Annotated in this window: 14 protein-coding genes; 13 read left to right on the forward strand and 1 reads right to left on the reverse strand. The window is 56.3% G+C overall.

The window, feature by feature from the left end; all coding sequences use genetic code 11:
* Positions 1 to 81: 81 nt before the first annotated feature.
* The 12 genes from OGV50_RS12560 (at position 82) to OGV50_RS12615 (ending at position 18,808) form a co-directional block, all read left to right on the forward strand.
* On the forward strand, positions 82 to 5,016 hold the full coding sequence (locus tag OGV50_RS12560; protein ID WP_286488565.1) for an alpha-2-macroglobulin family protein: 4,935 nt from the start codon (positions 82 to 84) through the stop codon (positions 5,014 to 5,016).
* A complete protein-coding gene (pbpC, locus tag OGV50_RS12565; RefSeq protein WP_286488566.1) occupies positions 5,017 to 7,329 on the forward strand; it encodes a peptidoglycan glycosyltransferase PbpC in 2,313 nt (770 codons plus the stop codon).
* Between the two features lie 148 nt (positions 7,330 to 7,477).
* Positions 7,478 to 7,909 carry a nucleoside-diphosphate kinase gene (ndk, locus tag OGV50_RS12570; RefSeq protein ID WP_012131261.1) on the forward strand — a complete coding sequence of 144 codons (432 nt, stop codon included), beginning with the start codon at positions 7,478 to 7,480 and terminating at the stop codon, positions 7,907 to 7,909.
* A 285-nt stretch (positions 7,910 to 8,194) separates the two neighbouring features.
* Positions 8,195 to 9,361 carry a dual-specificity RNA methyltransferase RlmN gene (gene rlmN, locus OGV50_RS12575; protein ID WP_012131263.1) on the forward strand — a complete coding sequence of 389 codons (1,167 nt, stop codon included), beginning with the start codon at positions 8,195 to 8,197 and terminating at the stop codon, positions 9,359 to 9,361.
* A 290-nt stretch (positions 9,362 to 9,651) separates the two neighbouring features.
* Positions 9,652 to 10,665: a cytoskeleton protein RodZ gene (rodZ, locus tag OGV50_RS12580; RefSeq protein ID WP_248623266.1), complete on the forward strand. Its 1,014-nt coding sequence runs from the start codon at positions 9,652 to 9,654 to the stop codon at positions 10,663 to 10,665.
* Between the two features lie 26 nt (positions 10,666 to 10,691).
* Positions 10,692 to 11,810: a flavodoxin-dependent (E)-4-hydroxy-3-methylbut-2-enyl-diphosphate synthase gene (gene ispG / locus OGV50_RS12585; RefSeq protein WP_012131265.1), complete on the forward strand. Its 1,119-nt coding sequence runs from the start codon at positions 10,692 to 10,694 to the stop codon at positions 11,808 to 11,810.
* Between the two features lie 109 nt (positions 11,811 to 11,919).
* Entirely contained in the window at positions 11,920 to 13,194 is a 1,275-nt protein-coding gene (hisS, locus tag OGV50_RS12590; protein WP_024130119.1) for a histidine--tRNA ligase, read from the forward strand.
* Between the two features lie 13 nt (positions 13,195 to 13,207).
* Entirely contained in the window at positions 13,208 to 13,828 is a 621-nt protein-coding gene (locus tag OGV50_RS12595; RefSeq protein WP_012131267.1) for a YfgM family protein, read from the forward strand.
* Positions 13,829 to 13,838: 10 nt separating this feature from the next.
* The gene (gene bamB, locus OGV50_RS12600; protein ID WP_049008604.1) at positions 13,839 to 15,017 is read left to right on the forward strand and encodes an outer membrane protein assembly factor BamB; all 1,179 of its coding nucleotides are present in this window, start codon (positions 13,839 to 13,841) and stop codon (positions 15,015 to 15,017) included.
* A 118-nt stretch (positions 15,018 to 15,135) separates the two neighbouring features.
* On the forward strand, positions 15,136 to 16,608 hold the full coding sequence (der, locus tag OGV50_RS12605; RefSeq protein ID WP_047462015.1) for a ribosome biogenesis GTPase Der: 1,473 nt from the start codon (positions 15,136 to 15,138) through the stop codon (positions 16,606 to 16,608).
* A 300-nt stretch (positions 16,609 to 16,908) separates the two neighbouring features.
* Complete coding sequence (locus tag OGV50_RS12610) at positions 16,909 to 18,462, forward strand: peptide MFS transporter (protein ID WP_286488567.1); 1,554 nt, start codon at positions 16,909 to 16,911, stop codon at positions 18,460 to 18,462.
* A gap of 130 nt (positions 18,463 to 18,592) precedes the next feature.
* Positions 18,593 to 18,808, forward strand: coding sequence for a zinc ribbon domain-containing protein (locus tag OGV50_RS12615; RefSeq protein ID WP_047463957.1), 216 nt, complete (start codon positions 18,593 to 18,595; stop codon positions 18,806 to 18,808).
* Here the strand turns inward: OGV50_RS12615 and xseA are convergent.
* A complete protein-coding gene (gene xseA, locus OGV50_RS12620; protein ID WP_200090903.1) occupies positions 18,805 to 20,178 on the reverse strand; it encodes an exodeoxyribonuclease VII large subunit in 1,374 nt (457 codons plus the stop codon). The two genes, OGV50_RS12615 and xseA, sit on opposite strands and share 4 nt — an antisense overlap.
* A gap of 161 nt (positions 20,179 to 20,339) precedes the next feature.
* Between xseA and guaB the strand changes: the two genes are divergently transcribed.
* A complete protein-coding gene (gene guaB, locus OGV50_RS12625) occupies positions 20,340 to 21,806 on the forward strand; it encodes an IMP dehydrogenase (protein WP_012131273.1) in 1,467 nt (488 codons plus the stop codon).
* Positions 21,807 to 21,861: the final 55 nt, after the last annotated feature.

Here is a 21,861-nt window from a genome sequence, read left to right on the forward strand (position 1 = left end):
TACTGGCTTTCACAACGGGAAATCTCACGCATAATAGTTACTCTACGTTGCTAACGGGCCACTGTGGCCAGGGATGAAAGAATGAAACACATACGCGTAGCCGCTTGCATGCTTATGCTGGCGTTGGCGGGGTGCGATAACAACGATAACGCGCCAACGGCGGTGAAAAATGATGAGACGCCCGCTGCGCAATCCGCTCCGACGAAAGATCCGGCACAACTGCAAAAGCTGGCGCAACAGAGCGAAGGTAAAGAACTGACGCTGCTGGACGCCTCCGAAGTCCAGTTGGACGGCGCGGCGACGCTGGTGCTGACGTTCTCCATTCCGTTAGATCCTGAACAAGATTTTGCCCGCACCGTACATGTGGTCGATAAAAAAAGCGGCAAGGTTGATGGCGCCTGGGAGCTGTCGCCGAATCTGAAAGAGCTGCGCTTGCGCCACCTGGAACCCAACCGCGATCTGGTGGTGTCCGTTGAACGTGATTTAACGGCGCTGAATAAAACCGCCTTTGGCCGCGCATATGAAAAAACCATTACCACGCGGGACGTTCAGCCGAGCGTCGGCTTTGCCAGCCGTGGCTCGCTGCTGCCGGGAAAAGTGGTGGAAGGCTTGCCGGTCATGGCGCTGAACGTGAACGACGTGGATGTAAACTTCTTTCGCGTGAAGCCTGAGTCACTGGCGGCATTCGTCAGCCAGTGGGAATACCGCAATGCTCTTTCGAACTGGGAATCTGACAACCTGCTCAAAATGGCGGATCTGGTCTATACCGGGCGTTTTGATCTCAATCCTGCGCGTAATACGCGTGAAAAACGCCTGCTGCCGCTGAGTGACATTAAGCCTCTGCAACAGGCGGGCGTGTACATTGCGGTAATGAATCAGGCCGGACATTACAACTACAGTAATCCTGCCACGCTCTTTACCCTCAGCGACATTGGCGTTTCCGCCCACCGTTATCACAATCGCCTTGATATCTTTACGCAGAGTCTGGAAAACGGCGCGGCGCAGCAGGCGGTTGAGGTTGCTCTGCTTGATGAGAAAGGTCAGACGCTGGCGCAAGCCGCCAGCGATGCGCAGGGGCATGTACAACTGGAAAATAGTCAGCAGGCGGCGCTGTTGCTGGCGCGAAAAGACGGACAAACCACGCTGCTGGATCTGAAACTGCCCGCGCTGGATCTGGCGGAGTTCGCGATTGCGGGCGCGCCGGGCTACAGCAAGCAGTTCTTTATGTTCGGCCCGCGCGATCTGTATCGTCCTGGGGAAACGGTGATCCTCAACGGACTGCTACGCGACAGCGACGGTAAAACCTTGCCCGATCAGCCCGTCAAACTGGAAGTGGTAAAGCCGGACGGTCAGGTACTGCGCACCGTTGTCAGCCAGCCTGAAAACGGGTTATACCGCTTTACGTATCCGCTGGATAGCAGCGCGCCAACCGGTATGTGGCACATCCGCGCGAACACGGGCGACAACCAGCCCCGGATGTGGGATTTCCATGTCGAAGATTTTATGCCGGAGCGAATGGCGCTTAATCTCAGCGCGCAGAAAACGCCGTTAGCCCCGTCGGAAGAAGTGACGTTCTCCGTTGTTGGGTACTACCTGTACGGAGCGCCTGCCAATGGCAACACGTTACAGGGGCAACTCTTCCTGCGCCCGCAGCGTGAAGCGGTACAGGCGCTGCCGGGCTTCCAGTTTGGCGATATTGCGGAAGAAAACCTTTCCCGCAGCCTGGACGAAGTCCAGCTTACGCTGGATGAAAATGGCCGTGGCGACGTCTCCGCCAACAGCCAGTGGCAGGAAGCGCATTCGCCGTTACAGGTGATCCTGCAAGCAAGCCTGCTGGAATCAGGCGGTCGCCCGGTCACTCGCCGTGCGGAACAGGCTATCTGGCCTGCCGATACCTTGCCGGGTATTCGTCCGCAATTCGCCTCTAAAGCGGTGTATGACTATCGTACTGACGCCACGGTTAACCAACCCATCGTGGATGAGGGCGGTAACGCCGCCTTTGATATTGTCTACGCCGATGCGCAAGGCAATAAAAAAGCCGCTTCGGGTTTGCAGGTTCGTTTGATCCGTGAACGGCGCGATTACTACTGGAACTGGTCGGAAAGCGAAGGCTGGCAGTCGCAGTTTGATCAAAAAGATCTGGTTGAAGGGGAGCAGACGCTGGATCTCAGCGCCGATGAAACGGGCAAGGTGAGCTTCCCGGTTGACTGGGGATCGTATCGTCTCGAAGTGAAAGCCCCGAACGATGCGATCAGCAGCGTGCGCTTCTGGGCAGGTTACAGCTGGCAGGATAACAGCGACGGCAGCGGCGCGGCGCGCCCGGATCGCGTCACCCTGAAGCTGGATAAACCCACCTATCGTCCTGGGGACACCATCAAACTGCATGTCGCCGCGCCGGTGGCGGGTAAAGGCTACGCGATGGTGGAATCAAGCGACGGCCCGCTCTGGTGGCAGGAAATAGATGTACCTGCCGAGGGTCTCGACCTGTCGATTCCCGTCGATAAAGCCTGGAATCGACACGATCTCTACCTGAGCGCGCTGGTTGTGCGTCCGGGCGATAAGTCGCGTTCAGCGACGCCGAAACGCGCGGTTGGGCTGCTGCACCTGCCGTTGGGGGATGAAAATCGTCGTCTGGATCTGACGCTGGAAAGCCCGGCTAAAATACGTCCAAACCAGCCGCTGACGGTGAACGTCAAAGCCAGCGCTAAACATGGCGAAACGCCAAAACAGATCAACGTACTGCTCTCTGCGGTGGACAGCGGAGTGTTGAATATCACCGATTACGTTACGCCAGATCCGTGGCAGGCATTCTTCGGGCAAAAACGCTATGGCGCGGATATTTATGATATCTACGGTCAGGTGATTGAAGGGCAGGGACGTCTGGCGACGCTGCGTTTTGGCGGCGATGGCGATGAACTCAAACGCGGCGGCAAACCGCCGGTCAACCATGTCAACATCGTGGCGCAGCAGGCGCTGCCGGTCACGCTTAATGAGCAGGGCGAAGGTTCCGTTACGTTACCGATTGGTGATTTTAACGGTGAGTTACGCGTTATGGCCCAGGCATGGACGGCAGAGGACTTCGGCAGCAGTGAAAACAAGGTGATTGTTGCCGCTCCGGTGATTGCGGAGCTGAATCAGCCGCGCTTTATGGCGGGCGGCGATACTTCGCGCCTGACGCTGGATGTCACTAACCTGACAGACAAACCGCAGATGTTGACGATTGAACTCGCCGCCAGTGGGTTACTGGAACTGGTGAGTCAGCAACCTGCTCCGGTAAACCTGGCGCCGGGCGTGCGTACGACCTTGTTTATCCCGGTACGCGCAAAAGAAGGGTTTGGCGAGGGAGAATTGCAGGCCACGCTGACCGGCCTGAACCTGCCTGGCGAGACGCTTCCCGCTCAGCATAAGCAGTGGAAAATTGGCGTCCGTCCGGCCTGGCCTGCGCAGACGGTAAATAGCGGAACGGTGCTTCAGGCGGGGGAAACCTGGCATGCGCCCGCCCAAAATCTGGAGAACTTCTCGCCGGTAACGTTGCAGGGGCAGTTGCTGCTTAGCGGCAAACCGCCGCTGAACCTGGCGCGCTATATTCGGGAGCTGAAGGCTTATCCGTATGGTTGTCTGGAGCAAACTGCCAGCGGCCTGTTCCCGTCGCTCTATACCAACGCGGCGCAACTGAAGGCGTTGGGGATCGCGGGTGATACCGATGAAAAACGCCGTGCGGCAGTCGACACGGGGATCTCCCGGATGCTGCAAATGCAGCGTGATAACGGCGGTTTTGCCCTGTGGGATAACAACGGACCGGAAGAATACTGGCTTACCGCATATGCGATGGATTTCCTCGTGCGCGCTGGCGAGCAAGGGTACAGCGTTCCGGCCGATGCGATTAACCGGGGAAATGAACGCCTGCTGCGCTATTTGCAGGACCCGGGCATGATGTCGGTTCGCTATAGCGACGATACCCAGGCCAGCAAATTTGCCGTTCAGGCGTATGCGGGACTGGTGCTGGCGCGTCAGCAAAAAGCGCCGCTTGGCGCGCTGCGTGAAATCTGGGAACGCCGGGGTCAGGCCGCGTCGGGCTTGCCGCTTCTGCAACTGGGCATTGCGCTGAAAAATATGGGCGATGCCAGCCGCAGTGAACAGGCGTTGACGCTGGCGCTGAACACGCCGCGCCGTGACGCGCAGCAATGGATGGCGGATTACGGTAGCCCGTTGCGTGATAACGCGCTCATGCTGTCGCTGCTGGAAGAAAATAAACTGCAACCCGAGGCGCAAAATACGCTGCTGACGACGCTTTCTGAACAGGCATTTGGTCAGCGCTGGCTTTCGACGCAGGAGAGTAATGCGCTGTTCCTTGCTGCGCGCACGTTACAGGATCTGCCGGGGACATGGCAGGCGCAGACCTCGCTCGCTGACCAGCCGTTGACGGGCGATAAAGCGCAAACGCGTAATCTGGATGCCGATCGGCTTTCCGCGTTGCAGGTGACCAACAGCGGCAACCAACCGCTGTGGCTGCGTCTGGACAGCAGCGGATACCCGCAAACGGCACCCGTACCTGCCAGCAATGTGTTGCACATCGAGCGCCAGATTCTGGGAACCGATGGTCAGAGCAAATCGCTCAGTTCCCTGCGCAGCGGTGAACTGGTGCTGGTCTGGCTCGAAGTGAAAGCGAGTCAAAACGTGCCAGACGCGCTGGTGGTCGACCTGCTGCCTGCCGGTCTGGAGCTGGAAAACCAGAACCTGGCAAACAGCAGCGCCAGCCTGCAAGACAGCGGCAGTGAAGTGCAAAACCTGTTAAATCAGATGCAGCAGGCGGATATTCAGCATATGGAATTCCGTGACGATCGCTTTGTCGCGGCGGTGGCGGTTAACCAGGGGCAGCCGGTGACGCTGGTGTATCTGGCGCGCGCGGTGACGCCGGGAACCTATCAGGTTCCTGTCCCGCAGGTGGAGTCAATGTATGTTCCACAGTGGCGGGCGACGGGATCAACCGAGGGGCTTTTGATTGTCACGCCATAAATGATCGTCCTGCGCAGTCTACGCGGTGGCTGGCGCTGGCTGGCCATCGCTCCATTTCTGATGATTCTGGCAGTCTGGGCGGCGGACAAAATCTGGCCGCTGCCGCTGCATGAGGTCAATCCGGCACGGGTGGTGGTGGCGCATGACGGCACACCGCTGTGGCGCTTTGCCGATGCGGAGGGGATCTGGCGCTATCCCGTGATGATTGAAGACGTTTCTCCCCGCTATCTTGACGCGTTAATTAATTATGAGGACCGCTGGTTCTGGCAGCATCCGGGCGTGAATCCGTTTTCGGTACTGCGTGCCGCCTGGCAGGATCTGTCGTCAGGACGCGTGATTTCCGGCGGCAGTACGTTGACCATGCAGGTGGCGCGACTGCTGGACCCGCATCCGCGAACCTTTGGCGGTAAATTTCGCCAGCTCTGGCGCGCGCTCCAACTGGAGTGGCACCTGTCCAAGCGCGATATTCTGACGCTGTATCTGAACCGTGCGCCGTTTGGCGGGACGTTACAGGGCATCGGCGCCGCCAGTTGGGCTTATCTGGGTAAACCACCAGCGCAACTGAGCTATTCGGAAGCGGCGTTGCTGGCGGTTTTACCGCAGGCGCCGAGCCGTTTGCGTCCCGATCGCTGGCCGGAACGCGCGCAAGCGGCGCGCAATAAAGTGCTGGAGCGGATGGCGGCGCAGGGCGTATGGTCGGCCCGGCATGTTCAGGAGGCCCGCGAAGAACCCGTCTGGCTGGCGCCCCGACAAATGCCGCAACTGGCGCCGCTGTTCTCACGCATGATGCTGGGCAAAAGCAACAGTGACAAAATCGTCACTACGCTGGATGCCGGGTTGCAGCGTCAGCTTGAAGAGCTGGCGCAAAACTGGAAGGGGCGGCTTCCTGCGCGCAGTTCGCTGGCGATGATCGTTGTCGATCATACCGATATGAGCGTGCGTGGTTGGGTTGGATCGGTGGATATGAATGATGACAGTCGTTTTGGTCATGTGGATATGGTCACTGCGATCCGATCGCCGGGATCGGTGCTTAAACCCTTTGTCTATGGGCTGGCGCTGGATGACGGGTTGATCCATCCTGCCTCGCTGTTACAGGATGTGCCGCGCCGTACCGGCGATTATCGTCCGGGAAACTTTGACAGCGGGTTTCATGGCCCCGTCAGCATGAGCGAAGCGCTGGTGCGTTCGTTAAATTTGCCTGCGGTACAGGTGCTGGAAGCATATGGCCCAAAACGTTTTGCGGCAAAACTGCGTAACGTTGGCCTGCCGCTGTATCTGCCTGCGGGCGCGGCCCCTAATCTTTCCCTGATTCTGGGCGGCGCGGGCGCAAGGCTGGACGAGATGGTGGCGGCATACAGTGCGTTCGCCCGTCATGGCAAGGCGGCAACATTGCGCTTGCAGCCCGGGGATTCGTTGCAGGAGCGTCCGCTGATGTCGCCGGGTGCGGCGTGGATCATCCGGCGGGTGATGGCCGATGAAGCGCAGCCGTTGCCGGATAGCGCCCTGCCGCGCGTAGTGCCGCTCGCCTGGAAAACCGGCACCAGCTATGGCTATCGCGACGCATGGGCGATAGGTGTTAGCTCCCGCTACGTGACTGGCATCTGGACGGGCAGGCCCGACGGCACACCCGTTGCCGGACAGTTTGGTTTTGCCAGCGCGGTGCCGCTGCTTAATCAGGTGAATAATATGCTGATGGCGCGCGCCGCGACGCAGCCTGAAGATCCGCGTCCGGCGTCGGTGAGCCGGGGCGTTATCTGCTGGCCGGGCGGACAGGCGCTTTCGGCGGGAGACAGTAACTGCCGCCGTCGACTAGCGACCTGGCTGCTGGAGAACAGCCAACCGCCGACGCTGCTGTTACCTGAACAGGAAGGGATTAGCGGCATTCGTTTTCCTGTCTGGCTGGATAATGACGGAAAACGCGTTGCCGCCGATTGCGCCCAGGCGCGGGAGCAGACGTTGATTGTCTGGCCGTTGCCGCTGGAGCCCTGGTTGCCCGCTGCTGAACGCCGCGCTGCGCGACTACCGACGGCTTCGACGGCCTGCCCGCCGCTGGGGCAGGATGCGCCTTTACCTCTACAGTTAACGGGCGTGCGTGATGGCGCGATAGTGAAACGGTTACCCGGCGCTTCCGGGGTGGATTTATCGATTCAGAGCAGTGGTGGCGCGGGGGCGCGCTGGTGGTTCCTCAATGGTGAGCCGTTGGGAGAACGCGAACGGAATATTACGTTACATCTTGCCGAAAAAGGCGAGTATCAATTACTGGTTATGGATGCTGCTGGACAGATTTCTGCGCTGCGATTTATTCTGCAATAGACCTGATAGCAATAGTTTGTTGCTAATACTCATCTTATTTTAAAAAAATGTTACCTTCATCCATAGGCAATAACCCGGATGCTCTTTATAATCCGCGCCAGGTCGTACAAGCATATATACAACAGCAGAACACATTACAGAGGTAATCATGGCGATTGAACGTACTTTTTCCATCATCAAACCAAATGCGGTGGCAAAAAACGTTATTGGCAACATCTTTGCGCGCTTTGAAGCAGCAGGGTTCAAAATTGTCGGTACGAAAATGCTGCACCTGACCGTTGAGCAGGCGCGCGGTTTCTATGCCGAGCACGATGGTAAACCGTTCTTCGACGGTCTGGTCGAGTTCATGACCTCTGGCCCGATCGTGGTTTCCGTACTGGAAAGCGAAAATGCCGTGCAGCGTCACCGCGACCTGCTGGGCGCAACCAACCCGGCTAACGCGCTGGCGGGCACCCTGCGTGCCGACTACGCGGACAGCTTCACCGAAAACGGCACCCACGGTTCAGATTCTCTGGAATCCGCTCAGCGTGAAATCGCCTATTTCTTTGGTGAAGGCGAAGTGTGCCCGCGCACTCGTTAATAAATCAGTGATGTAGTATGTAGGCCTGATAAGACGCATCTGCGTCGCCATCAGGCAGTCGCGCAATGCCGGATGGCGCTGACGCTTATCCGGCCTACGACTTATCAGGTCTACGACGCTGCTCTGCCTTTACACATTATTTTCGCTAATGTCCCGCGCAGGCGTGGCATCCTTGCGATAGAATTTGTACAATGCAGCGCCCCAGGATGAGCACCGCTCACTGGGGCGCTTCTTTTTTCAACCCTCCAGGGGCCATAACGTGTAATAACGAGGCCGGAATAGAATATGTCTGAACAAATTGTCACGTCTGAAATCATCACCCCGGTTGTTCCTGATAAAAATGGAAAAATTAACCTGCTGGATCTGAACCGTCAGCAGATGCGGGAGTTTTTTAAAGAATTAGGTGAAAAACCCTTCCGCGCCGATCAGGTGATGAAGTGGATGTACCACTATTGCAGCGATAACTTTGATGAGATGACCGACATCAACAAAGTGTTACGTGGCAAACTGAAAGAGGTGGCGGAAATCCGCGCGCCAGAGGTGGTGGAAGAACAGCGTTCTTCAGATGGCACCATCAAATGGGCGATTGCCGTTGGCGATCAGCGCGTGGAAACGGTCTACATCCCGGAAGACGATCGCGCCACGCTGTGCGTCTCTTCACAGGTTGGTTGCGCGCTGGAGTGTAAATTCTGCTCAACTGCGCAGCAGGGCTTTAACCGTAACCTGCGCGTCTCTGAAATTATCGGCCAGGTGTGGCGTGCGGCGAAAATCGTCGGCGCGGCGAAAGTCACCGGGCAACGCCCGATCACCAACGTGGTGATGATGGGCATGGGTGAACCGCTGCTGAACCTGACCAACGTTGTACCGGCGATGGAAATCATGCTGGATGATTTCGGTTTCGGTCTGTCTAAACGCCGGGTTACGCTGTCGACGTCAGGCGTTGTTCCGGCTCTGGATAAACTGGGCGACATGATTGACGTTGCGCTGGCGATCTCTTTGCATGCGCCGAACGATGAAATTCGCGATGAAATTGTACCGATCAACAGAAAGTACAACATCGAAACGTTCCTCGACGCGGTTCGCCGTTATTTGCAGAAATCCAATGCGAATCAGGGACGCGTCACAATTGAATACGTCATGCTGGACCACATCAACGATGGAACGGAACATGCGCATCAGCTGGCGGAACTGCTGAAAGATACGCCGTGTAAGATTAACCTGATTCCGTGGAACCCGTTCCCGGGCGCGCCGTATGGCCGGAGTTCCAACAGCCGCATCGATCGTTTTTCTAAGGTGTTGATGAGCTATGGTTTCACGACCATTGTGCGTAAAACACGCGGCGACGATATTGATGCCGCTTGTGGTCAGCTTGCCGGGGATGTGATTGACCGTACCAAACGTACTCTGCGTAAGCGTATGCAAGGTGAGGCTATCGACATTAAGGCGGTCTGATACGGCTTGCGGCATTGTGTGTTTTGTGTACAGTGGCGCAATGTTGGTTGAATGATGCCTCAAGTTGTACTTATCTGGTCAATATTAACGGTGCGTTTTTGTCAACTTTAGGGCAGTATGTAGCGGTGCAACAATAGTTTAGCCTTAAGGATTAAGCTGTTTTGTCATAAGTAGCCTGACAGTCTTATACTGTCCAACTAAGGTTAACTGACCAGATGTTTCGCGGTGCGGGTGGGCATTGTGTCTCACCGGCGCCTGAACCCCAATTTACGTACCAGCAGCTGTAGCGAATGAATACTGAAGCCACGCACGACCAAAATGAAGCACAATCCACCGGCGTTCGTCTGCGCAATGCCCGTGAACAACTCGGACTCAGCCAGCAGGCGGTTGCAGAGCGACTTTGCCTGAAGGTTTCCACGGTACGCGATATTGAAGAAGATAAGGCCCCGGCCGATCTCGCTTCAACGTTTCTGCGCGGGTATATCCGCTCTTATGCGCGTCTGGTGCACATCCCTGAAGAAGAACTGCTGCCCGGTCTGGAAAAACAGGCGCCGGTTCGTCCTTCCAAAGTCGCGCCGATGCAGAGCTTCTCTTTAGGTAAGCGTCGTAAAAAGCGCGATGGCTGGTTGATGACGTTCACCTGGCTGGTGCTGTTTGTGGTGGTTGGCCTGACGGGGGCCTGGTGGTGGCAAAACCATAAGGCGCAGCAGGAAGAACTCACCACGATGGTCGATCAATCCTCTGCTGAACTGAATGCCGGCGGCGATAGCGCCCAGAGCGTACCGCTGGACACCAGCGAAGCCGCAAGCCAGGATTCAACGCCAGCGCCAACTGCGCCTGTTGACTCTACGGCGACAAACGCCGCGCCGCAGACGCCGGATGCGTCCGCGACGACCACGGCGCCTGCCGCAGACGCTCAGCAGAATGCGGTCGTTGCGCCTTCTCAGGCGAATGTAGATACCGCAACCACGGCGCCTGCCGCGATGGGTGATGCGGCGTCATTGCCAACCGATCAGGCGGGCGTGGCTGCGTCAGCGGTCGATCCGAACGCGCTGGTGATGAACTTTACCGCCGATTGCTGGCTGGAAGTCACCGATGCGACAGGGAAAAAACTGTTTAGCGGAATGCAGCGTAAAGATGGCAATTTAAACCTAACCGGTCAGGCGCCTTATAAGCTTAAAATTGGCGCCCCGGCTGCGGTACAGATCCAGTATCAAGGAAAACCTGTCGATCTGAGCCGTTTTATCAGAACTAACCAGGTTGCGCGTCTGACCCTTAATGCCGAACAATCACCGGCGCAGTAACAGACGGGCAACGCGGGAGATTTTTCATGCATAACCAGGCTCCAATTCAACGTAGAAAATCGAAACGTATTTACGTTGGGAATGTGCCGATTGGCGATGGCGCCCCCATCGCCGTACAGTCAATGACCAATACGCGCACGACGGATGTGGAAGCGACGGTCAATCAAATTAAAGCGCTGGAACGTGTTGGCGCGGATATCGTCCGCGTCTCCGTGCCGACAATGGATGCCGCAGAGGCGTTTAAGCTGATCAAGCAGCAGGTTAATGTCCCGCTGGTTGCTGATATCCACTTTGACTATCGCATTGCGCTGAAAGTGGCGGAATATGGCGTGGATTGCCTGCGAATCAACCCAGGAAACATCGGTAACGAAGAGCGTATTCGTACCGTTGTCGACTGCGCCCGCGATAAAAATATCCCTATCCGTATCGGCGTAAACGCCGGATCGCTGGAAAAAGATCTACAGGAAAAATACGGTGAGCCGACGCCGCAGGCGCTGCTGGAATCGGCGATGCGCCATGTGGATCATCTCGATCGCCTGAACTTCGATCAGTTTAAAGTCAGCGTGAAAGCCTCGGATGTTTTCCTCGCGGTAGAATCCTATCGTCTGTTGGCGAAACAGATCGAACAACCGTTGCATCTTGGGATCACCGAAGCGGGCGGCGCGCGCAGCGGCGCGGTGAAATCGGCGATCGGCCTCGGTTTACTGCTGTCGGAAGGCATTGGCGATACGCTGCGCGTCTCTCTGGCGGCCGATCCGGTAGAAGAAATTAAAGTGGGCTTCGATATTCTGAAATCGCTGCGCATTCGTGCGCGTGGGATCAACTTTATCGCTTGCCCAACCTGTTCCCGTCAGGAGTTCGACGTCATCGGCACGGTCAACGCGCTGGAACAACGCCTTGAAGACATCATCACGCCAATGGACGTTTCCATCATCGGCTGTGTGGTGAACGGGCCGGGCGAAGCGCTGGTTTCGACGCTGGGCGTAACGGGCGGCAACAAAAAAAGCGGCCTGTATGAAGACGGCGTGCGTAAAGACAGACTCGACAACGATGATATGATTACGCAGCTTGAAGCCCGTATCCGCGCGAAGGCCAGCATTATGGACGAAGCGCGTCGAATCGACGTGCAGCAGGTTGAAAAATAATAACGCGATGGGAAGCGGCGCGCTTCCCGTGTATGATTGAACCCGCATGGCTCCCGTATCGTTTGGGAAGCGCTGAGGGTTCATTTTTATATTCAGAAAGAGAATAAACGTGGCAAAAAACATTCAAGCCATTCGCGGCATGAACGATTATCTGCCTGGCGAAACCGCCATCTGGCAGCGCATTGAAGGCACACTCAAAAACGTGCTCGGCAGCTACGGTTACAGTGAAATCCGTTTGCCGATTGTAGAGCAGACCCCGTTATTCAAACGCGCTATCGGTGAAGTCACTGACGTGGTTGAAAAAGAGATGTACACCTTTGAGGATCGTAATGGCGACAGCCTGACGTTGCGTCCTGAAGGGACGGCGGGTTGCGTACGCGCCGGTATCGAACATGGTCTCCTGTACAATCAGGAACAGCGCTTGTGGTATATCGGGCCGATGTTCCGCCACGAGCGTCCGCAGAAAGGGCGTTATCGTCAGTTCCATCAGTTGGGTGTCGAAGCCTTCGGTCTACAAGGGCCGGATATTGATGCGGAACTGATTCTGCTGACCGCGCGCTGGTGGCGTGCGTTGGGTATTGCTGAACATGTGAATCTGGAGCTGAACTCCATCGGTTCGCTTGACGCGCGCGCCAACTATCGTGATGCGCTGGTGGCATACCTTGAACAGCATAAAGAGAAGCTGGACGAAGACTGCAAACGCCGCATGTATACCAACCCGCTGCGCGTGCTGGATTCCAAGAACCCGGACGTTCAGGCGCTGCTCAACGATGCGCCTGCTCTGGGCGACTATCTGGATGACGACTCCCGCGAGCACTTTGCCGGTCTGTGCAAACTGCTGGAAGCGGCGGGTATCGCTTACACAGTCAACCAGCGTCTGGTTCGCGGCCTTGATTACTACAACCGCACCGTATTTGAATGGGTAACCAACAGTCTGGGTTCTCAGGGCACGGTGTGCGCCGGCGGTCGTTATGACGGTCTGGTGGAGCAACTTGGCGGTCGCGCAACCCCGGCGGTGGGCTTTGCGATGGGTCTGGAACGACTTGTTTTGTTAGTTCAGGCAGTTAATCTGGAATTTAATGCCGATCCTGTTGTCGATATATACCTGGTAGCCTCAGGCGCGGATACGCAGTCTGCGGCGATGACACTGGCGGAGCGCCTGCGTGATGAAAATCCGGGCGTGAAACTGATGACTAACCACGGCGGCGGCAACTTTAAGAAACAGTTTGCCCGTGCCGATAAATGGGGCGCCCGCGTTGCACTGGTGCTGGGTGAGTCCGAAGTGGCTGACGGCACCGTTGTAGTGAAGGATTTGCGCTCTGGTGAGCAAACGGCAGTCGCACAGGATAGTGTGACCGCACATTTGCGCACGTTATTGGGTTAAGGAGAAGGACAGCGTGGAAATTTACGAGAACGAAAACGACCAGGTTGATGCGATCAAACGCTTCTTTGCTGAAAACGGCAAAGCGCTGGCTGTTGGGGTGATTTTAGGGGTTGGCGCGCTGCTCGGTTGGCGCTACTGGACCAGTCATCAGACGGAGTCCGCACGCTCTGCTTCTCTGGCATATCAAAATGCGGTGACCGCGGTGAGCGCGGGCAAACCGGATAGCATCTCCGCTGCGGAGAAATTCGCCACGGAGAATAAAAATACCTACGGCGCGTTAGCTTCTATGGAACTGGCGCAGCAGTTTGTTGATCAAAATGAACTTGAGAAAGCCGCAGCCCAGCTACAGCAAGGACTGGCGGCCACCAGCGATGAGAACCTCAAAGCGGTGATTAATCTGCGTCTTGCCCGCGTTCAGGTGCAGCTCAAGCAGGCCGATACCGCGCTGAAAACGCTCGATACCGTAAAAGGTGAAGGATGGGCTGCGATTGTCGCCGATCTGCGTGGCGAAGCGTTGCTGAGCAAAGGCGATAAACAAGGCGCGCGCAGCGCATGGGAAGCAGGCGTGAAAAGCGATGCCAGCCCGGCGCTGAGTGAAATGATGCAGATGAAAATCAATAATTTGTCCATCTGAGAGGGACCCGATGCAATTGCGTAAATTACTTCTGCCAGGACTGCTTTCTGTTACGTTATTGAGCGGTTGTTCACTGTTTAGTGGCGAAGAAGATGTTGTCAAAATGTCCCCGTTGCCGACGGTGGAAAACCAGTTTACGCCGTCTACCGCATGGAGTACGTCTGTAGGTAGCGGTATCGGCGAGTTCTATTCCAACCTGCACCCGGCGTATGCCGATAACGTGGTCTACGCGGCTGACCGTAAAGGCACCGTAAAAGCGGTAAACGCGGATGACGGGAAAGAAGTCTGGTCCGTGAACCTGGCGGAGAAAGACGGCTGGTTCTCCAGAGCGCCTGCGTTGTTGTCTGGCGGCGTAACGGTCTCCGGCGGCCATGTCTATATTGGCAGCGAAAAAGCGCAGGTTTATGCGTTGAACGCGGCTGACGGTACGATGGCATGGCAGACGAAAGTCGCCGGTGAAGCGTTATCTCGCCCGGTTGTCAGCGATGGCCTGGTGCTTATTCATACCAGCAACGGTCAGTTGCAGGCGCTGAATGAGGCGGACGGCGCGATCAAATGGACCGTGAACCTCGACATGCCGTCGCTTTCGCTGCGCGGTGAGTCCGCTCCGGCTACCGCGTATGGCGCCGCCATTGTGGGTGGTGATAACGGTCGCGTCAGCGCCGTGCTGATGCAGCAGGGCCAGATGATTTGGCAACAGCGTATTTCCCAGGCGACCGGTTCGACTGAAATCGACCGTCTGAGCGATGTCGATACCACGCCGGTTATCGTCAATGGCGTCGTTTACGCGCTGGCTTATAATGGTAACCTGACGGCGCTGGATCTGCGCAGTGGTCAGATTATGTGGAAACGTGAGCTGGGCTCGGTGAATGATTTCATCGTTGACGGCGATCGTATCTACCTGGTGGATCAGAACGACCGTATTCTGGCATTGACCACCGACGGCGGCGTGACGCTGTGGACGCAAAGCGATCTGCTGCACCGCCTGCTGACATCGCCTGCGCTGTATAATGGCAATCTGGTGGTAGGCGATAGCGAAGGCTATATGCACTGGATTAACGTTGAGGACGGTCGTTTTGTGGCTCAGCAAAAAGTGGATAGCTCCGGCTTCCTGACCGAACCGGTCTCTGCCGATGGCAAACTGCTGATCCAGGCGAAAGACGGTACGCTGTATTCTATTACGCGTTAATCGTCACGGCTGCACGCTTTGAAAAACGGCTCCTGGTGCAGGGGCCGTTTTACTGTTTTTAACAACGGCGCAAAAATCGCGCGCGTTGTTTGATGATTTTTTAAATGAGGCTTTAAACATGGTACCTGTGGTCGCGCTTGTCGGGCGCCCTAACGTCGGAAAATCCACGTTATTTAACCGTCTAACTCGCACCCGAGATGCGCTGGTTGCGGATTTCCCGGGTCTGACTCGTGACCGTAAGTACGGTCGTGCGGAGATTGAAGGCCGCGAGTTTATCTGTATTGATACTGGCGGTATTGATGGCACCGAAGACGGTGTGGAAACCCGCATGGCGGAACAGTCGCTGCTGGCGATTGAAGAGGCTGATGTTGTGCTGTTCATGGTGGATGCGCGTGCTGGCCTGATGCCAGCGGATGAAGCGATCGCCAAACATCTGCGCTCCCGCGAAAAACCCACGTTCCTTGTGGCAAACAAAACTGACGGGCTCGATCCCGATCAGGCGGTTGTCGACTTCTATGCGCTGGGTTTAGGTGAAATTCACCCGATTGCGGCTTCTCACGGTCGTGGCGTGCTCAGCCTGCTGGAGCATGTTCTGCTGCCGTGGATGGACGACGTCGCCCCGCAGGAAGAAGTGGATGAAGACGCCGAATACTGGGCGAAACTGGCAGCGGAAGAGAATGGGGAAGAGGAGCCGGAAGATGACTTCAACCCTCAGGATCTGCCAATCAAACTGGCGATTGTCGGTCGTCCGAACGTAGGTAAGTCCACACTGACTAACCGTATTCTGGGTGAAGACCGCGTAGTGGTCTATGACATGCCGGGAACGACGCGCGACAGTATCTATATTCCGATGGAACGCGATGAGCGTGAATACGTGCTGATTGATACCGCAGGCGTACGTAAGCGTGGGAAAGTCACCGATGCGGTAGAAAAATTCTCCGTCATTAAAACGTTGCAGGCGATTGAAGATGCCAACGTGGTGATGCTGGTTATTGATGCGCGCGAAGGGATTTCCGATCAGGACCTGTCACTGCTGGGCTTTATCCTTAATAGTGGGCGCTCACTTGTCATCGTCGTGAACAAATGGGACGGCCTGACCCAGGAAGTGAAAGAGCAGGTGAAAGAGACGCTGGACTTCCGTCTGGGCTTTATCGACTTTGCGCGCGTACACTTTATCTCTGCGCTGCATGGCAGCGGCGTGGGCAACCTGTTTGAGTCCGTACGTGAAGCGTATGACAGTTCAACCCGTCGCGTCAGCACCGCCATGCTGACCCGCATCATGACTATGGCGGTTGAAGATCACCAGCCACCGCTGGTTCGCGGTCGCCGCGTGAAGCTGAAATATGCCCACGCCGGGGGATATAACCCGCCAATCGTGGTGATTCACGGCAACCAGGTGAAAGACCTGCCGGATTCTTACAAGCGCTATCTGATGAACTACTTCCGCAAATCGCTGGACGTGATGGGAACGCCTATCCGTATTCAGTTTAAAGAAGGGGAAAACCCGTATGCGAATAAGCGCAATACGCTGACCCCGACTCAGATGCGTAAGCGTAAACGTCTGATTAAGCACATTAAGAAAAGCAAATAATCGTCGCTGACGTTGATAAAACCCGCGCCTGTCGCGGGTTTTTTTGTTTTGCTCCAGCCGATGGTTTCCCTGTGTGATGTCAATGACTATTCGTTTTCTTCCAATTTTAAATCTAAGAAAGTAGACAATTGTCGAATTTTCATCTTAAAGTCCAGGGGTTGGTACTAGACAAAACTGGCTCCAGGTTATCAAATGGTTAAATAACCCTTCGCCGCATGTAAAAAAATCGGCCAGATACGTAACTGGTCGGCGTGCATTGCGGTGTTTATAAGCACAACGACATACCTTTTCGGGAGAATTATGCAATCCTCTGTTAATCAAAAAGAAAGCCGAACGTTCTTCGGCCATCCTTATCCGCTCGGTTCGCTGTTCTTCACCGAGATGTGGGAACGTTTCTCGTTTTACGGCATCCGTCCGTTACTGATCCTGTTTATGGCTGCGACCGTCTATGACGGGGGCATGGGACTGGCGCGTGAAAACGCCTCCGCAATTGTCGGTATCTTTGCCGGTACGATGTATCTCGCGGCGTTGCCTGGCGGCTGGCTGGCGGATAACTGGCTCGGCCAGCAGAAAGCGGTCTGGTACGGCTCGATTCTGATTGCGCTCGGCCACCTGTCGATTGCGCTCTCTGCCGTGATGGGCGACAACCTGTTCTTTATCGGCCTGATGTTTATCGTGCTCGGTTCTGGCCTGTTCAAGACCTGTATCTCGGTCATGGTAGGGACGCTGTATAAAAAAGGCGATGCGCGTCGTGACGGCGGTTTCTCGCTGTTCTATATGGGCATCAATATGGGGTCGTTCATTGCGCCGCTGATCTCCGGCTGGCTGATTAAAAGCCACGGCTGGCACTGGGGCTTTGGTATCGGCGGCATCGGGATGCTGGTGGCGTTGATCATCTTCCGCGTGTTTGCCGTTCCGGCAATGAAACGCTACGACAGCGAAGTGGGGCTGGACTCCACCTGGAACAGCCCGGTAGTGAAGAGAAACGGCGTGGGCGCATGGCTGCTGGCGCTGGCGGTAGGCGTGGTGGTTATCGTTGCGCTGATCGCTCAGGGCGTGATTGTGATTAACCCGGTCGCGGTAGCCAGCATGCTGGTGTACGTGATTGCGGCGTCTGTTGCGCTCTACTTTATCTACCTGTTTGTTTTTTCGGGCCTGAACCGTAAAGAGCGCGCACGACTGCTGGTCTGCTTTATCCTGCTGGTTTCAGCCGCATTCTTCTGGTCTGCGTTTGAGCAAAAGCCGACCTCATTCAACCTGTTTGCCAACGACTACACTAACCGCATGATCGGCGATTTTGAGATCCCGGCCGTATGGTTCCAGTCGATCAACGCCCTGTTTATCATCCTGCTGGCGCCTGTGTTCAGCTGGGCATGGCCAAAGCTGGCGAGCATGAACATTCGCCCGAGCAGCATCACCAAGTTTGTTATCGGTATTCTGTGTGCGGCGGCGGGCTTTGGCCTGATGATGCTGGCGGCGCAGAACGTGCTGAATAACGGCGGGGCGGGCGTATCGCCGTTCTGGCTGGTAGGCAGCATTCTGATGCTGACGCTGGGCGAGCTGTGCCTGAGTCCGATTGGTCTGGCGACCATGACGCTGCTGGCGCCGGAAAGAATGCGCGGTCAGATGATGGGGCTGTGGTTCTGTGCGAGCGCGTTGGGTAACCTGGCTGCGGGCCTGATTGGCGGCCATGTGAAGGCCGATCAGCTCGATATGCTGCCGGACCTCTTCGCGCGCTGTTCCGTCGCCCTGCTGATTTGCGCTGCGGTGCTGATCGTGCTTATTGTTCCGGTTCGTCGTATGCTGGAAAATACACAGACTAAAAATGAGCAGAAGCCGGTCACTAACGCCTGATGCAACATCCGACCTGGCCGGGGCGTGAGTGACGCCCCGGCAATTCAACGAACGAGACGGGAACAGGCGTTCAGGGATTTATTGGTCATGAGCTTTGATGCTCAGCCCGCAACATATCAAAGGAGTTACCGTGTCGATTACCTGCCCGGATTGCCATGCAGAACTGGAACCGCAAAACGGTGCGGCGCATTGCGACAGCTGCAATAAAGATATTGAACTTGAAGCGCGCTGCCCGGATTGCCATAAGCCGCTCCAGGTGTTAAAAGCCTGCGGCGCGGTGGATTATTTCTGCCAGAATGGTCATGGGCTGATCTCTAAAAAGCGCGTGGAGTTTGTGCCGCTTTAATCCGTCTTTTTCCTGCGCGTTTTCTTCGCGGTCGTCACGCCTTTCACTTCGCTTTCCACCCAGCCGTCTGACAGCCGGGTGGTGAGCACATCACCGGCTTTCACCTGTCTGGTTTGCTTCAGCACCTTGCCGTCCGTCGCCGTGGTTACGCTATAACCACGCGCCAGCGTGGAGAGCGGGCTGACGGCTTCAAGATGCGTTACCGCATTGCCAAAGCGTTCGCGTGTGGCGCTCAGACGTGCGCGCACGTTCTCGGCCAGACGATACTCCAGCTGCTGAATACGCGTTTGCGCGCGATAAATTCGCGGCTGCGGGTTTTGCTGGTTTAAACGCTGGAGGACACGTTGCTGGCGCGAGGCCGCGCGCTTGAGTTGATTATCCAGCGCGAAGTTCATCCGCTGGCGCAATCTTTCAAGCATCGTCTGCTGGCGCGCCAGGCGCAGTTGCGGGTGTTGCTGCTGTAACCGATGGAAAAGCTGCGTAAAACGGCGGTTGCGGTTTGCCAGATAGTAATCCATCGCCATCCCGAGGCGTTGTTGCGCGGACTGAATCTGGCGCAGCAACTCCTGCTGATTACGGCTGACTATCTCGGCGGCTGCGGAAGGCGTCGGCGCGCGCAGGTCGGCAACAAAATCGGCGATGGTAACGTCGGTTTCATGGCCGACGGCGCTAACGACCGGAATGTGGCTGGCGAAAATCGCCCGCGCGACGCGCTCATCGTTAAAGCTCCACAGATCTTCCAGTGAACCGCCGCCGCGCCCGACGATCAGCACGTCGCATTCATTTCGGGCGTTAGCCCGTTCAATGGCGCGAACAATCTGGCCCGGCGCGTCATCACCCTGAACAGCGGTCGGGTAGATGATAACCGGCAGGGAGGGATCGCGGCGTTTCAGGACATGAAGAATGTCATGTAAAGCGGCACCGGTTTTTGAGGTGATCACCCCGACGCAGTGAGCGGGCGAGGGGAGCGGTTGTTTATACTGCTGATCGAACAGCCCTTCAGCCTGCAATTTTGCTTTCAGTAATTCATATTTCTGCTGGAGCAGGCCTTCACCCGCAGGCTGCATGCTTTCAACGATGATCTGATAGTCGCCGCGCGGCTCATACAGGGTGATATTGGCGCGAACCAGCACCTGCTGCCCGTGCTGCGGGCGAAAAGTGACGCGGCGGTTGCTGTTACGGAACATCGCGCAGCGTACCTGGGCGGTGTCATCCTTTAGCGTAAAGTACCAGTGGCCGGAGGCGGGCTGCGTGAAATTAGAGATTTCACCGCTGATCCATACTTGCCCCATTTCCTGCTCAAGCAGCAGACGAACCGTCTGATTAAGGCGGCTTACGGTAAAGATTGAGGAGGTCTGAGAGGATAACATGTGAGCGGGATCAAATTCTAAATCAGCAAGTTATTCAGTCGATAGTAACCCGCCCACAGGGGATCGCAAGCATTATTTGCAAAAAAGTGTGGATGCAATCGGTTTCGCTCTGTATAATGCCACGGCAATATTTATCCACCCCCAGGTTAGAGATATTGCCCATGCTACGTATTGCTAAAGAAGCTCTGACGTTTGACGACGTCCTCCTCGTTCCCGCTCACTCCACCGTTCTGCCGAATACTGCCGACCTCAGCACGCAGTTGACGAAAACCATTCGTCTGAACATCCCTATGCTCTCCGCAGCAATGGATACCGTGACGGAAGCGCGCCTTGCAATCGCCCTGGCACAGGAAGGCGGCATTGGTTTTATCCACAAAAACATGTCTATCGAGCGTCAGGCGGAAGAAGTTCGCCGCGTGAAGAAACATGAATCCGGCGTGGTTACCGACCCGCAAACCGTTCTGCCAACCACCACGCTGCGTGAAGTGAAAGAACTGACCGAACGTAACGGTTTTGCTGGCTATCCGGTTGTCACCGAAGATAACGAGCTGGTCGGTATCATTACCGGTCGTGACGTGCGTTTTGTCACCGACCTGAGCCAGCCTGTCAGCGTGTATATGACGCCGAAAGAGCGCCTGGTCACGGTACGCGAAGGTGAAGCGCGTGAAGTGGTTTTTGCCAAAATGCACGAAAAACGCGTTGAGAAAGCGCTGGTTGTGGATGACAGCTTCCATCTGATCGGCATGATTACCGTAAAAGATTTCCAGAAAGCGGAACGTAAACCGAACGCCTGTAAAGATGAGCAGGGTCGTCTGCGCGTTGGCGCGGCAGTCGGCGCGGGCGCGGGCAACGAAGAGCGCGTTGACGCGCTGGTTGCCGCTGGCGTTGACGTACTGCTGATCGACTCCTCTCACGGCCACTCCGAAGGCGTTCTGCAACGCATTCGTGAAACACGCGCCAAATACCCGGATCTGCAAATCATCGGCGGCAACGTAGCAACCGGCGCAGGCGCGCGCGCGCTGGCAGACGCTGGCGTCAGCGCGGTGAAAGTGGGTATCGGTCCAGGCTCTATCTGTACGACCCGTATTGTCACAGGCGTAGGCGTTCCACAAATTACTGCTGTCTCTGATGCAGTAGAAGCGCTGGAAGGCCTGGGCATTCCGGTTATCGCCGATGGCGGTATTCGTTTCTCCGGCGATATCGCCAAAGCGATCGCCGCAGGCGCAAGCGCGGTAATGGTCGGTTCCATGCTGGCGGGTACTGAAGAATCCCCGGGCGAAATCGAACTGTACCAGGGCCGTTCTTACAAATCCTACCGTGGTATGGGTTCTCTGGGCGCGATGTCCAAAGGCTCCTCTGACCGTTACTTCCAGAGCGATAACGCGGCAGACAAACTGGTGCCGGAAGGTATCGAAGGCCGCGTAGCGTATAAAGGCCGCCTGAAAGAGATCATTCACCAGCAGATGGGCGGCCTGCGCTCCTGTATGGGTCTGACCGGCTGTGGTACTATCGACGCGCTGCGTACCAAAGCGGAGTTTGTACGCATCAGCGGTGCGGGTATTCAGGAAAGCCACGTTCATGACGTGACCATCACCAAAGAGTCCCCGAACTACCGTCTGGGCTCCTGATTTTCTTCGCCCGACCTCGTGTCGGGCGATTTATTTAATCTGTTTCACTTGCCTC

The organism is Citrobacter sp. CK180 (assembly GCF_030333655.1).
GTDB lineage: Bacteria > Pseudomonadota > Gammaproteobacteria > Enterobacterales > Enterobacteriaceae > Citrobacter_B > Citrobacter_B koseri.